A 12,887-nucleotide genomic window follows, 5' to 3' on the forward strand; every position below is an offset into this window, starting at 1 on the left:
GGGTGCCCCCTACACCTTCTGTGACCATGTTCATATGCACGACCAGCCCCACCCCCGCCGCTTCGGCCTGCCCACGGCGACCGCGCTCGTCATGGGAAACATCATCGGCGGCGGCATCTTTCTGCTGCCCGCCTCCGTCGCCCCGTTCGGCACCCTCAGCCTGCTCGCCTTCGGCGTCCTGACGCTGGGCGCCATCGCGCTCGCGCTGGTCTTCGGGCGGCTCGCCGAGCGCGACCCGAGCACGGGCGGGCCGTACGTACACGCCCGCGCGGCGTTCGGCGACTTCGCCGGGTTCCTGTCGGCCTGGTCGTACTGGACGATGACCTGGGTCAGCAACGCGGCGCTCGCGGTGGCGGCGGTCGGCTATGTGCATGTCCTGGTCCCCGGCCATGACTCGAAGGGCGCGAACCTGGCCGTGGCACTGCTGGCACTCTGGCTCCCCGCGCTCGCCAACCTCGCGGGGACGCGCTGGGTGGGCGCGGTGCAGCTGGTCTCCACGGTGCTGAAGTTCATCCCGCTGCTCTTCGTCGCCGTCGTCGGCCTCTTCTTCTTCGACCCGCACAACCTCGGCTCGTTCAACGAGGGCGGCGGCAGCGCGCTCGGCGGCCTCTCGGCGGCGGCCGCGATCCTGCTCTACAGCTATGTGGGCGTGGAGTCGGCCTCGATGAGCGCGGGCGAGGTGCGGGACCCGGAGCGCAACGTGGGGCGGGCGAGCGTGCTGGGCACGGTCGGCGCGGCCGTGGTCTATCTGCTCGGCACGGTGTCGGTCTTCGGCACCGTGGCCCACCAGGACCTGGTGAACTCCACCGCCCCCTTCTCGGACGCGGTCGACGCGATGTTCGGCGGGCGCTGGGGCGGCACGCTGATCGCGCTGGCCGCCGTGGTCTCGATCGTCGGCGCGCTCAACGGCTGGACGTTGATGAGTGCCCAGGCCCCCTACGCGGCCGCGCGGGACGGGCTCTTCCCGGCCGCGTTCGCCACCAAGCGGCGCGGGGTGCCGACCTTCGGCGTCATCGTCGGCGTGCTCCTGGCGTCCCTGCTCACCGTGGTCAACTACACCTCGGGTTCGAGCGGGCTCTTCGAGATCCTCGTGCTGATCACCACCTTCTCGGCGACGGTCCCGTATCTGCTGGCGTCGGGCGCGCAGCTGTACTTCCTGCTGTCCGGGCGCCGCGAGGAGGTGCGGACGGGGCGCTTCGTCCGGGACGTGGTGCTCGCGCTGGCGGGCTTCGGCTTCTCGTTCTGGCTGGTCGCGGGCGCCGGATACGCGGCGGTGTACCAGGGCGTGCTGTTCCTGTTCGCCGGTGTGCTGGTCTATGTGTGGATGGCGGCGCGGCGCGCGAGCCGGGCGGAGGGCCCGGAGGCGACGGAGGCCGCCGACGTCACGGCGGCGGATCCGGGGACCACCCCGGCGGTCAGGGCGGCGGGCCCGGAGATCACTTCGGCGGTCACGGCGGCGGGCCTCGCGGTCACCGTCGACACCACGGTCTGAACGCACCGCGCCCGTATCGGGTGTAAGCAGGATGTATGCGCGTTTCGCCCGACCTCATCCGCATCGGTGGAGAAACGCGGTCGGGCAGGGCGCTGTTCGCCGTCCCGCTCGCGATCATCCTGGCGGTCACGCTGACCGATCTCACTACGCCGCCCACCGTCCATCTCAGTCCCTTTCTGATCGCGGCACCCGCGATCACCGCGTCCTTCGCGGGCGCGGGCGGGACCGCCGTGATCGGAGCCCTCGCCGTGGGGGCTCAGATCATCATCGGTGAGCTCCACGGCGGTCCGATGACCGCCAACCACCAGGCGCAGCTCGTCGCCCTGATCGTGATCTCTGGGCTGGTGACGAGCTTCCGTTACGTCACCGACCGGCATCGGCGCAGGCTGGGCCAGGTGCGCTCAGTGGCCGTGGCGGCGCAGGAGGTCCTGCTGCGGCCGCTGCCCGAACGGATCGGGGAACTGCGGATCGCCTCGCTGTATCTCGCGGCCGATGAGGAGGCGCAGATAGGCGGCGATCTGTACGCCGCCGTCCGCGCCGAGGGGGCGATCCGGCTCGTCATCGGGGACGTACGGGGAAAAGGGCTGGCCGCGATCGGCGACGCCGCCGTGCTGATCGGGGCCTTCCGGGGGTCCGCCTACCGCAATCTCTCCCTGCCGGGCATCGCCACCCATATGGGCAGCGCGATGTGCTGGAACTGGCAGCACATCGCCGGTGAGGAGGGGAACGTCCTGGAGTCCTTCGTGACCGCCGTGGTGCTGGACGTCTACGACGACGGCCCGGTGGCCGGGATGGTGAACTGCGGCCACCCCCCACCACTGCTGCTCCACAGGGGCGAGATCTCGACGCTGGACGTGGGCGAGCCCGCGGTGCCGCTGGGGCTGGAGGTGCCGAAGGAGCGGGACTACCAGGTCGAGATGTTCCGCTTCGAGTACGGCGACCTTCTGGTGCTGCACACCGACGGGGTCATCGAGGCCCGGGACGAGAGCGGCGCCTTCTATCCGCTGCCCGAACGGCTCGCGGGGTGGAAGGGCGGCAGCCCGCAGTCGCTGGTGGACTTTCTCCACGCCGATCTGCTCCGGCACACCGGCGGGGTCGTCAACGACGACGCGGCCATCGTGGTGATCGCCCGTTGCGCCTGAGCCGCCGCGCCTGAGCCGCCGCCCTCTCCCGTTGGCTCCCGTTGGCTCCGTTCTCCTACCCCCTCACCCCCGTGATCCGGACGCGCTCCCCCTGCGCGGAGGCGGCCTCCGGGGCCCGCCGCGACCAGCGGCCCGCGATGATCGCGCACACCATCAGCTGTAGCTGGTGGAAGAGCATCAGCGGCAGGATCACCGGCCCGGCCGCGTCCCCGAACAGCACCGCGGCCATGGGCAGCCCCGTGGCAAGGGACTTGTTGGAGCCGCAGAAGACGATGGTGACGCGGTCCTCCCGGCGGAAGCCCAGCCGCCGCGCGGTGAACGACGTCGTGGTGAGGGCCAGCCCCAGCACGGCCGCGGCCAGCCCCAGCAGCGCCAGCAGCCGGGCCGGGGTGATCTGGTTCCAGATGCCCTCCGTCATCCCCCGGCTGAACGCCGTGTAGACCACGAGCAGGATCGAGCCCCGGTCCAGCAGGGCGAGCACCTTCTTGTGACGGCCGATGAACGGCGCGGTCCAGCGGCGCAGCGCCTGCCCGGCGAGGAAGGGGAGCAGCAACTGGGTGGCGATGGCCAGCAGCCCGTTCGCCGAGAAGCGGACGTCCGAGCCGATCAGCCATGCCGCGAGCAGCGGGGTGACGATCATGCCCAGCAGGCTGGAGTACGTCCCCGCGCAGATCGCGGCCGGGACATTGCCCCGGGCGGTGGAGGTGAGGGCGACCGACGACTGGACGGTCGAGGGCACCACACACAGGAAGAGCAGACCGGTGTAGAGCTGGTCGGTGAGGAGGAACGGGGCGAGGCCGCCCGCGGCCAGCCCCAGCAGCGGGAAGAGCGCGAAGGTGCTCGAGCCCACCACCAGGTGCAGCCGCCACTGCCGCAGCCCGTTCAGCGCCTCACGGGTGGACAGCCGCGAACCGTAGAGAAAGAAGAGCAGCCCGATCGCGATGTCCGCGGCACCGCCGACGGCCGTGGCCGCCGCCCCGCTCGCGGGCAGCAGCGCCGCCAGCGCGACCGTCCCGAGGAGGGCGGCGACATAGGGGTCCACCGCCCTCCCGAGTCGGCCCGGCCACGACGGCCAGGACCTCCATCTCATATCAATCACCGCCTCCGGTCTGCCACGGCGGGTGGCCGATCTGCGGCAGCATCCGATCCGCACCGGGGATGTCGCCTGCCACGACATCGATGGCGCCGCCGCCCCCGTCGTGGTCGCTGCCCGCCGTGCCACGGCTCAGCAGCAGGGTGTTGAGGGTGCGGTCGACCTCCAGCCAGGAGTCGGCGGCGGAGTTGTCGATGACCACGAGGCCGTTGTGCTGGTCGGAGGCCGGTGCGGCCTCCTCCGGTTCGCGGTCCTCGTCATGCGGGGCGCCCGCGGGCGGCGGGGCCGCCGTGGCGGGGGCCGCGGGGCCCGAGCACAGCACGGTCGCGGTGGCCGCGAGGAGGAGCCCCGCCGCGGACGGACGGATCGTGAGGATGTCCCTGCGGGGCTTACGGCGCCGGCCGGGGCCGGACCCGAGGAAGGTCGAGGACATGCGCGCGACCCTCGTCATCCGACCCGGGCGGGCTGACGGTCCCCGTGGTGCCTGCTGATGTTCTTCTCCAGCAGCTCCGTGGCGCCCTTGACCCCGATGGCCCCGGTCTCCCGGGTGTCCGGCAGCCGCCCGTCCGCCGTCTTGAGATCGCTCAGCGCCCCGTCGATCGCGCCATGGGCGGCGAACAGGCACGGAGTGCTGTAGATGGCGACGTCCACCCCGAGTTCGGACAGCTCGGACAGGGAGAGCCTCGGCGACTTCCCGCCCGCGATCTGATTGAACAGCAGCGGCTTGTCGCCGATGACCTTACGGACCTTGCGGATCCACTCCACGCTGCGCACCCCGTCGACGAGGACGACATCCGCGTCGGTCTCGGCCAGCGCGGCCGCCCGCCGCAGGATCTCGGACTCCTCGGTGGCGTCCGTACGCGCCACCACCACCAGGTCCGTCCTGCTGCTCAGCACCAGTTGGAGCTTCTCGAGGTACTCCTCGAGCGGCAGGATCAGCTTGCCGTCGGCGTGGCCGCAGCGGCGCGGGCGCCGCTGGTCCTCCAGGATCACCCCGGAGGCCCCGGTGCGCTCCAGCCGCTGCACCACATGGCAGGCGACCTCGGGGTCCACATAGCCGTCGTCGATGTCCACGAGCAGATGGTGGCCGGGGAAGGCCAGCCGCAGCCGCTCCACGAAGGCCAGCATGTCGGGCCAGGCGATGAAGCCGATATCGGGAAGCCCGTAATGCGATGCGGCGAACCCGAATCCGGATACGAAGAAGCCGTTGTAGTGCTGTGCGGCGATGGACGCCGAGTACATGTCGTAGATGCCGATGAGAGGCGTGGTGGGAGGCGAGCTGACGGACTTTCGGAGGGCACTGCCGTAGAGCATGATGTCCCCTTGAGTTCGGTGCCTTTCGGCGCTGTGTGACGGGTTGTGCGATTGCGTGGATAGGTCTGGCGAAGGCCAAGAATCGGTAAAGCAACCGCCGGGTTTCCCTGAAGATGCCTGCCCCGGCTCGGGTCGGGGTCGAACGCGCCTTGAGCGCCGCGGCCCTCGCCGTGGGTGGTCTGCGACCCGCCGGGCATGCCGTGGCGATCGCCGGGTATGCGCAACAAGCCTGTCCACTGAAAAGAGTTGCTTGTGCCTGTCCAAACCGATGTCGAAGCCTCCGCGTCCGCGCCCTCCCGGCACCGCCTGCTCTGGCGCGCCGTCCAGCGACGCAAGAACCCTCCACTGCGTCGGAGCGACATCACGGTCACCGAGGAGAGGACCGTCCGGAAAGCGGTGAAGGCGGCCGCGCTGGGAAACGCCATGGAATGGTTCGACTTCGGGATCTACAGCTATCTCGCGGTCACCATCGGCAAAGTGTTCTTCCCGTCCGGCAATGACACGGCCCAGGTGCTCTCCTCCCTGGCGACTTTCGCGGTGGCCTTTCTGGTCCGTCCGCTGGGAGGTTTGTTCTTCGGGCCGCTGGGCGACCGGATCGGCCGTAAGAAGGTCCTGTCCTTCACCATGATCATGATGGCGTCCAGCACACTCGCCATCGGCCTCATCCCCGGCTATGCCGCCATCGGCTTCTGGTCGCCCGCGCTGCTCATCCTGTTCCGTATGCTCCAGGGTTTCTCCACCGGCGGGGAATACGGCGGCGCTTCGACCTTCATCGCCGAATACGCGCCCGACAAGCGCCGTGGCTACTTCGGCAGCTTTCTGGAGTTCGGCACGCTGATCGGCTACACCTCGGCGGCCGGGCTGGTGACCATCCTGACCGTGACGCTCGCCGACTCCTCGATGGACTCCTGGGGCTGGCGCATTCCGTTCCTGGCCGCCGCGCCGATCGGTCTTGTCGGTCTGTATCTGCGGCTGAAGCTGGATGACACCCCCGCGTTCCAGAAGCTCGAGGACGAGGGCGCCACCAACGCGGCCGACCGCGAAAGCCTGCCGTTCTGGCAGGTGTTCCGCACCCAGTGGCGTGCGATGGCGCTGTGCATCGCGCTGGTCGCCGCGTACAACATCACCGACTACATGCTGCTGTCCTACATGCCGACGTATCTGTCGGACACCCTCCACTACAGCAGCACCAGCGCGCTGGTCTCGATCATCATCGTGATGCTGGTGCTGATGGCGGTCATCACCTTCGTCGGCCGGTTCTCCGACCGCGTCGGCCGCAAGCCCGTGCTGATGGCCGGCTCCGTCGGCTTCCTGGTGCTCGCCGTGCCCTGCTTCCTGCTCATCAAACAGGGCGGGATCGTCCCGGTCTTCGCCGGGCTGCTGCTCCTGGGGCTGTGTCTGCTGCCGTATGTGAGCGTGATGTCCGCCTCGCTGCCCGCGCTCTTCCCGACGAATGTGCGCTACGGCTCGCTCTCCATCGCCTTCAACATCTCGGTCTCGCTCTTCGGCGGCACCACGCCGCTGGTGACCGAGGGCCTGATCAGCAGCACCGGGGACGATCTGATGCCCGCCTACTACACGATGCTCGCGGCGGTCGTCGGCATCATCGCCGCCGCCGTGATGAAGGAGACGGCCCGTAAGCCGCTGGAGGGCTCGCCGCCCGCCGTGGCCACCAAGGAAGAGGCCATCGCGCTCGTGGAGTCCCAGCGGTCCTGAGTCACCCCGCCTCCATTACCTCGGCGGTAATCGACCCCCGCGCACGGCGGCGGCAGGGTTGAGGCATCGGGTTCCGGGCCGGCGCCCTCCGGTCCGGGATCCGTTCCCACCAGGGGATTTCATGGAGGAGTGACCAGATGACGCAGTACGACACCGCCGTCGCCCGCTACTTCGAGGCATGGAACGCCACCGGCCCCGAGGCCCGCGCCAAGGCCGTGGCCGCCGCCTGGACCGAGGACGGCGGCTACACCGACCCGCTGGCGGAGGCGCGCGGCCATGAGCAGCTCGCCGCCGTCATCGCCGGGGCCCAGGAGCAGTTCCCCGGCCATGAGTTCCGGCTCACCGGCGCCGTGGACGGCCATCACGACATGGCCCGCTTCACCTGGGAGCTGGTCTCCACGGCCGACGGTTCCGCCCCGGTCGCCGCGACCGATGTGATCACCCTGGCCGAGGACGGCCGGATCCGCTCCGTCCTCGGCTTCCTGGACCGCGTGCCCACGGGCGGCTGACCGCGTCCCCGCGAGCGGCTGGAAGCGCGTCCCTACGGTCGGCTGAACCGGCCCAGGGCGGCGGCGGTCTCCGGGTCGGCCGGGAGGAAGGTCTCGATGGCCAGCTCGGAGACCGTGACGTCCATGGGGGTGTTGAAGGTCGCGATCGTCGAGATGAACGACAGCACCCGGCCGCCGTGCTCGATCATCATCGGCAGCGCGAAGGGCGGGGTGTCCCCGGCGGCCGCCGTCTCCCGGCCGCCGCTCTCGGGCAGCGGATAGGCCGCCACCTCGTCGTACAGCGCACGCAGCGGCGAGGAGCGCATCAGCGCCAGTTGCCGGTCCATCTGGTCCAGCAGATGGCCGCGCCACTCGCGGAGGTTGCGGATGCGCGGGGCGAGGCCCTCGGGGTGGAGGGTGAGGCGCATCGCGTTCAGCGGGGGCCTCAGCAGATGCTCCGCCACCCCCTCCAGGAGCGCGGCGATCCCCCGGTTGGCCGCCAGCACCTCATAGGTGCCGTCCACCACCAGCGCCGGATACGGTTCGTAGCCGGTCAGCAGCCGCTCCAGCGAGTCGCGCAGGGCGCTCATCGACGGGTCGTCCACCGACCGCTCCGGATAGTGCGGGGCGTAACCGGCGGCGATCAGCAGGGCGTTGCGCTCGCGGACGGGCACGTCGAGGTGGTCGGCGAGCCGGAGCACCATCTCCTGGCTGGGCCGCGACCGGCCGGTCTCGATGAAGCTGATGTGGCGGGCCGAGGAGTCGGCGCGCAGCGCGAGCTCCAGCTGGCTGATCCGGCGGCGGTCCCGCCACTCGCGCAGCAGTGTGCCCACCCGGGGCGGCGCGGCAGTCGTCATGACCTGAAGGTAGCCGACCCCGGGCGGGGGCCATGGCAGGGTGGAGGGGCCACCGGTCACCCGCGACGAAGGGATGTGTCATGGCAGTCGAGCCGCTCACCGACCAGGAGATCCAGCGACGTCTGGAGCAGCTCCCCGGCTGGTCGTTCGCGGACGACCGGCTTTTCCGGACGTACGTCTTCAAGGGCCATCCGCAGGCGGCCGGGCTGGTGGCGGAGATCGCCACCATCCAGGAGGAGCTCGACCACCACTCCGACCTCACCCTCGGCTACAACAAGGTGGGCGTCACGGTGAACACCCACAGCGTCGGCGGCAAGGTGACCGCGCTCGACTTCGAGCTCGCCGGGCGGATCGAGGAGATCGCCCCGCAGCACGGCGCCCGCGCCGACTGAACGGCGCCCGCGCCGGCTGATCAGCCGTGCGGGGTCGCCCCCGGGCGCCGGGGGTCATCCCCGGACGTGCGGGGTCGCCCCCTCCGGGCGCCGGGGTCATCCCCGCGCGTGCCGGAAGCGGGCCAGCCCCTCCTGGAGGTCCACGATCGGGTCCGGGTAGTCCAGCCGGTCCCGTTCGGCCTCCGGCAGCCGCCAAGGCGTATGGACGCCGGGGCCGGTCACCCCGGCCAGCTCCGGCACCCAGCGCCGCACATACGCGCCGTCCGGGTCGAACCGCCGGGCCTGCGTCAGCGGATTGAGGACCCGGTTCGGGCGGGTGTCGGTGCCGGTGCCCGCCGCCCACTGCCAGTTCAGCTGGTTGTTGGCCACATCCCCGTCCACCAGCAGCTCCTGGAAGTGCCGGGCGCCGATCCGCCAGTCCTGGTAGAGCGTCTTGGTGAGGAAGCTCGCCACCAGCAGCCGCGCCCGGTTGTGCATCCAGCCCTCGTGGCGCAGCTGCCGCATCCCGGCGTCGACCAGCGGATAGCCGGTGCGCCCCGCCTTCCAGGCCGCGACCTCCGCCGCGTCCTCGCGCCACCGGTCGCCCCGCGTGCGGTAGTCGGCGTACGAGGCGTCCGGCCGGGCGGCCAGCACCTGGTGGTGGAAGTCCCGCCAGGCCAGCTGCCGTACGAAGGCGTCGGCGCCCGCACCGCCCGCCTGCCGCGCCCGGTGCACCAGCTCCACCGGGGACAGACAGCCGAAGTGCAGATACGGGGAGAGCCGGGAGGTGGCGTCGCCCGCCAGATCGTCCTGCCGGTCGGCGTAGCTCCTCAAGCCCGACCGCCACCAGGAGCGCATGCGGCGGCGGCCCGCCGTCTCCCCGCCCTCGGGCAGCCCGGGGGAGGGGCTGCCGGGGGCGAGCGAGGCCACCGCCGCCACCGGCTCCGAGCGCGGCCCGGACGCCACGCTCACCGTGCGCGGCGCGGCGAGCGGCGCCCGCTGCCCGGCCCGCTGCCAGGCGCGGAAGTACGGGGTGAAGACCGCGAAGTGGTCCTTGCCCGCCGGGGTCACCTCGCCCGGCTCCACCGCCGTCACCACCGCGCCGTGCACCCGCAGCCGCCGTCCGTCCGCCGCCAGCGCCTCACGCAGCCGCCGCTCGCGGCGGGCGGCGTAGCCGCTCACCCCGCCCGCGATATGCACCTCGTCCGCGTCCGCCTGCCGCGCCGCCCGCAGGATCTCCGCCACCGCCTCCCCCCGGCGGACCACCAGCCGCCCGCCGCGCTTGCGCAGCCCCGCGTCGAGATCGGCCAGGGCGTCGGCGAGGAACGCCACCCGGTTGGGGACCGCGAACCCCGTCCCGGCCAGGCCACGGTCCACGACGAACAGCGGCACGACCCGCTCGGCGGAGCGCAGCGCGCCGCGCAGCACGGGGTTGTCGGACAGCCGCAGATCGGAGGTGAAGACGGAGAGGGACGTGCTCATCCCTCTCCCTTACCCCACCCGGCCCGCGGATCGGCGGCTTCGCGCCCCGTGTCACCCGATGACGCCCGACGGCACTCGATGACGCCCGACAGCACTCGATGACGCCCGACGGCACTCGATGTGGCCCGCTCACGCCGAGGGGAACGTCAACAGGACCAGCGGATCGCTCGTCGGGGCCTTCGACCCTCCGGCGGGCTCGACCGTCACCCCCATGGCCGACGCCTTCCCGACCGCGCCGCTCATGACCGCCGCCGTGCTCCGCCCGGAGGAGTCCATCAGACCGGCCGGGCGCATCGTGCCGCCGTCGCTGAACCACAGCTGGTAGATCCGCCCGGCGGGCGGCTCGGGCAGCCCGGAGGCGAGGAACACCGCCTTGTTCAGCCCGCGCGAGACCACCACGGTGCCGGTCGAGCCGTCCGCCATCCGGCCGCTGCGGCTGTGCGCGTCGGGCGCGGCCAGCACCTGGGTCAGCTCCTCCGTACGGGCCACCCGCTGTTCGGAGCGGCGGGCGGTGTCGCGGGCGTCGGACGCCTGCCGGTACTGCCACACCGCCACCCCGCCGCACACGGCGGCCGCGGCCACACAGGCCGCCAGCGCGAAGTTCATCGCCCGCCGCCCGGCGCGCCGCCGGGGGCCCGCGTGGGACTCCCGGGCCTCCCGCACCGCCACCCGGGGCGGCTCCTGGCGGACCGTGGCGATCCGCCGCAGCACATCGTCCTTCATCGTCGGGGGCGGGGTCAGGGACGTGGCCACCGCCAGCTTGGCGGCGGTCTCCCGCAGCTCCCGTACCTCCTGACGGCAGGCGTCACAGACCGCCAGATGCCGCTCGAACTCGCCCAACTCCCGCCCGGACAGGGCGTTCACCGCGTACGCCCCGGTCAAGGTGTGCAGATCCGCTCTGGTCATGCGCCGACCCCCATGCAGTCCCGGAGCCGGATGAGCCCGTCCCGGAGTCTGGTCTTTACGGTCCCGAGCGGCAGCGACAGCAGCTCAGCCACCTCGCGGTAGGAGCGGCCCCGGTAGTAGGCGAGCGTCACCGACTGCCGCTGCAGCTCGGTCAGCGTCCGCATGCACCGGCGCACCTGCTCGCGCTCGAGCCTGGCCTCCACCTGCTCGGTCACCTCGTCGAACGCCGGGGTACGGGACAGCAGCGCGGCACGCTCCTCGCGGTCGGAGGCGGCCTGCGCCGAGCGCACCCGGTCCACGGCGCGCCGGTGCGCCACCGTCATGATCCAGGACATGGCGCTGCCCCGGCCCGGTTCGAACCGTGCCGCGGACCGCCACACCTCGACCAGGACCTCCTGGGTGACCTCCTCGGCCTGGGCCGGGTCGCGCAGCAGACTGCGCGTCAGCCCCAGGACCGGCCCGCTGACGGCGTCGTAGAGGGCGCCGAACGCGTTCTGGTCCCCCCGGGCCACCATCTGGAGCAACTCTTCGAGGTCCGGTCCGCGCGCGGCGGGTCCGCCGATGTACACGGGTTCTCTCACGGGCCGTCCTTCCGGGAACGATGCGGCGCACACGGAGGTGTCGTACCTCATTCGTCGCCCGGACGGGTGCGGATTGGTCAAGGTGCTCCGAACACATCAAGGTGCTCCGAACACATCAAGGTGCTCCGAACACATCAAGGTGCCCGGCACACGTCGAGCCCCGGTGATCGTCGAGGTGCGCCGTTCGCACGCGTGAGGCCGCCGCGGTCCGATCGACCGCGGCGGCCCCGGCGCCCGGCGTCAGCCGGTGGTGAGGGTGAGCCCGTAGGTCGTCAGGATCGGGTTCACCGGCTGGTAGTACGTCGTGCCGCCGGCGGTGCAGTTGCCGGAGCCGCCGGAGGTGACGCCCTGCGCCTCGCTGCCCGAGATGAACGAGCCGCCGGAGTCGCCCGGCTCGGCGCAGACGTTGGTGCGGGTGACCCCGCTGACCGTGCCCTGGGGGTACTGCACGCTGGTGTCGTGCTGCTGGATGGTGCCGCAGTGCCAGCCGGTCGTGGAGCCGGAGCGGCAGACGGACGACCCCACCGGCGCTTCCTGGGAGCCGGTGACGGTGACGTTGGTGCCCTGGGGGCCGATCACCCACGGCTGCGGGGCCCAGTCGGCGTTCGTGGCCACCCACGCGTAGTCGTTGCCGGGGAAGCTGGAGCCCTGGAAGGTGCCCTGGGCCACCCGGTTGAAGCCGGCGGTGGTGTCGCCCTGGCCGCCGCAGTGGCCGGCGGTGACGAAGCCGTTCTGCTCGGCCTTGGTCACCGAGAAGCCGATCGAGCAGCGGGCGGCGTCGTTGATGTAGAACGCCTCGCCGCCGCGCAGGTCGTACAGCGGGCTCGGCCGCTCGGCCGACTCCACGATCCGTACCACCTCGCGGTCCGCGCCGCTCGCGGCGACGAAGGCGGCCGCCTCGGTGGGCTCGGCCGACTGCACCACGACGCTGTTGGTCTTCACGTCCACGTACCAGGCGGAGGCGACATCGGCGGCCGGGGGGCGCTCGGCGGCGGTGCGGTCCAGGGCCTGCTTGGCGTCGACGAGGGCCTTGAGGCTGTGCTTGACGACGGCGGCCTTGGCGCCGCGGGCCGTGATGGTGGCGCTCTGCTCCTTGTCGGTGGTGGCCACGGTGAGTTCGGCGGTGTTGCCGGACACCCATGCGCCGCCGTAGGAGCTGCCCAGGCTCTGGCGCAGCCCCGGTTCGGCCTCTCCGGCCCGGTACTCATTGGATATCCGTGCCCGCGCCTCATCGGCCGTCAGGCCCAGATCGCGCTGCATCGAGGCCAGCATCTCGGGGGGCACCTCCCTCCGGGGGCGGGGGGAGGGTTCACCGGGGTCGGCCACCGCGGGTATGCCGCTCCCCAGGAAGAGGGCGGCTATCGCGACGGTGCAACCGGCGGCCAGCTCAAGGCCGTGACGGCGTCTGCGGGACATCTTCGGTCTCCTCGGCTAGGAATATGGTC

The 12,887-nt window shown here is 71.7% G+C and carries 13 protein-coding genes; 5 read left to right on the forward strand and 8 right to left on the reverse strand.

Going from position 1 to position 12,887, the window contains the following annotated elements:
* Positions 1-34: 34 nt before the first annotated feature.
* Entirely contained in the window at positions 35-1,492 is a 1,458-nt protein-coding gene (locus NP777_RS32480) for an amino acid permease (protein WP_256653747.1), read from the forward strand.
* 35 nt (positions 1,493-1,527) lie between these two features.
* A complete protein-coding gene (locus NP777_RS32485; RefSeq protein WP_256653748.1) occupies positions 1,528-2,634 on the forward strand; it encodes a PP2C family protein-serine/threonine phosphatase in 1,107 nt (368 codons plus the stop codon).
* 55 nt (positions 2,635-2,689) lie between these two features.
* Here the strand turns inward: NP777_RS32485 and NP777_RS32490 are convergent, their stop codons facing one another.
* From NP777_RS32490 to NP777_RS32500, 3 genes are read right to left on the reverse strand one after another with little or no spacing between them, the layout of a single operon-like run.
* Complete coding sequence (locus NP777_RS32490; protein ID WP_256653749.1) at positions 2,690-3,724, reverse strand: bile acid:sodium symporter family protein; 1,035 nt, start codon at positions 3,722-3,724, stop codon at positions 2,690-2,692.
* 1 nt (position 3,725) lies between these two features.
* The gene (locus tag NP777_RS32495; RefSeq protein WP_256653750.1) at positions 3,726-4,160 is read right to left on the reverse strand and encodes a hypothetical protein; all 435 of its coding nucleotides are present in this window, start codon (positions 4,158-4,160) and stop codon (positions 3,726-3,728) included.
* Positions 4,161-4,174: 14 nt separating this feature from the next.
* Positions 4,175-5,041, reverse strand: a complete 867-nt coding sequence (locus NP777_RS32500; RefSeq protein WP_256653751.1) for an isocitrate lyase/PEP mutase family protein — start codon at positions 5,039-5,041, stop codon at positions 4,175-4,177.
* A 252-nt stretch (positions 5,042-5,293) separates the two neighbouring features.
* Here NP777_RS32500 and proP point away from each other — a divergent pair, with 252 nt between their 5' ends.
* A complete protein-coding gene (gene proP, locus NP777_RS32505) occupies positions 5,294-6,757 on the forward strand; it encodes a glycine betaine/L-proline transporter ProP (protein ID WP_256653752.1) in 1,464 nt (487 codons plus the stop codon).
* 137 nt (positions 6,758-6,894) lie between these two features.
* On the forward strand, positions 6,895-7,266 hold the full coding sequence (locus NP777_RS32510; RefSeq protein WP_256653753.1) for a nuclear transport factor 2 family protein: 372 nt from the start codon (positions 6,895-6,897) through the stop codon (positions 7,264-7,266).
* A gap of 32 nt (positions 7,267-7,298) precedes the next feature.
* On the opposite strand, the gene NP777_RS32515 is transcribed toward NP777_RS32510, so the two are convergent.
* Entirely contained in the window at positions 7,299-8,102 is an 804-nt protein-coding gene (locus NP777_RS32515) for a helix-turn-helix domain-containing protein (RefSeq protein ID WP_256653754.1), read from the reverse strand.
* Between the two features lie 80 nt (positions 8,103-8,182).
* Here NP777_RS32515 and NP777_RS32520 point away from each other — a divergent pair, with 80 nt between their 5' ends.
* Entirely contained in the window at positions 8,183-8,494 is a 312-nt protein-coding gene (locus NP777_RS32520) for a 4a-hydroxytetrahydrobiopterin dehydratase (RefSeq protein WP_256653755.1), read from the forward strand.
* 96 nt (positions 8,495-8,590) lie between these two features.
* On the opposite strand, the gene NP777_RS32525 is transcribed toward NP777_RS32520, so the two are convergent.
* From NP777_RS32525 to NP777_RS32540, 4 genes are all read right to left on the reverse strand, one after another.
* On the reverse strand, positions 8,591-9,955 hold the full coding sequence (locus tag NP777_RS32525) for a cryptochrome/photolyase family protein (RefSeq protein ID WP_256653756.1): 1,365 nt from the start codon (positions 9,953-9,955) through the stop codon (positions 8,591-8,593).
* 129 nt (positions 9,956-10,084) lie between these two features.
* Positions 10,085-10,861 (reverse strand): anti-sigma factor, encoded by a 777-nt coding sequence (locus NP777_RS32530; RefSeq protein WP_256653757.1) that lies wholly within the window; start codon positions 10,859-10,861, stop codon positions 10,085-10,087.
* Positions 10,858-11,442 (reverse strand): sigma-70 family RNA polymerase sigma factor, encoded by a 585-nt coding sequence (locus NP777_RS32535; protein ID WP_044568962.1) that lies wholly within the window; start codon positions 11,440-11,442, stop codon positions 10,858-10,860. The genes NP777_RS32530 and NP777_RS32535 overlap by 4 nt, the downstream gene beginning before the upstream one ends.
* 240 nt (positions 11,443-11,682) lie before the next feature.
* Positions 11,683-12,858, reverse strand: coding sequence for a S1 family peptidase (locus tag NP777_RS32540; protein WP_256653758.1), 1,176 nt, complete (start codon positions 12,856-12,858; stop codon positions 11,683-11,685).
* Positions 12,859-12,887: the final 29 nt, after the last annotated feature.

Source organism: Streptomyces rugosispiralis (assembly GCF_024505145.1).
Lineage (GTDB): Bacteria > Actinomycetota > Actinomycetes > Streptomycetales > Streptomycetaceae > Streptomyces > Streptomyces rugosispiralis.

Excerpts from the sequence above, each read along its gene's own strand:
- NP777_RS32480 (WP_256653747.1), top strand. The coding sequence starts at position 35 with ATGCACGACCAGCCCCACCCCCGCCGCTTCGGCCTGCCCACGGCGACC.
- NP777_RS32485 (WP_256653748.1), top strand. The coding sequence starts at position 1,528 with ATGCGCGTTTCGCCCGACCTCATCCGCATCGGTGGAGAAACGCGGTCG.
- NP777_RS32490 (WP_256653749.1), bottom strand. The coding sequence starts at position 3,724 with ATGAGATGGAGGTCCTGGCCGTCGTGGCCGGGCCGACTCGGGAGGGCG.
- NP777_RS32495 (WP_256653750.1), bottom strand. The coding sequence starts at position 4,160 with ATGTCCTCGACCTTCCTCGGGTCCGGCCCCGGCCGGCGCCGTAAGCCC.
- NP777_RS32500 (WP_256653751.1), bottom strand. The coding sequence starts at position 5,041 with ATGCTCTACGGCAGTGCCCTCCGAAAGTCCGTCAGCTCGCCTCCCACC.
- NP777_RS32510 (WP_256653753.1), top strand. The coding sequence starts at position 6,895 with ATGACGCAGTACGACACCGCCGTCGCCCGCTACTTCGAGGCATGGAAC.
- NP777_RS32515 (WP_256653754.1), bottom strand. The coding sequence starts at position 8,102 with ATGACGACTGCCGCGCCGCCCCGGGTGGGCACACTGCTGCGCGAGTGG.
- NP777_RS32520 (WP_256653755.1), top strand. The coding sequence starts at position 8,183 with ATGGCAGTCGAGCCGCTCACCGACCAGGAGATCCAGCGACGTCTGGAG.
- NP777_RS32525 (WP_256653756.1), bottom strand. The coding sequence starts at position 9,955 with ATGAGCACGTCCCTCTCCGTCTTCACCTCCGATCTGCGGCTGTCCGAC.
- NP777_RS32530 (WP_256653757.1), bottom strand. The coding sequence starts at position 10,861 with ATGACCAGAGCGGATCTGCACACCTTGACCGGGGCGTACGCGGTGAAC.
- NP777_RS32540 (WP_256653758.1), bottom strand. The coding sequence starts at position 12,858 with ATGTCCCGCAGACGCCGTCACGGCCTTGAGCTGGCCGCCGGTTGCACC.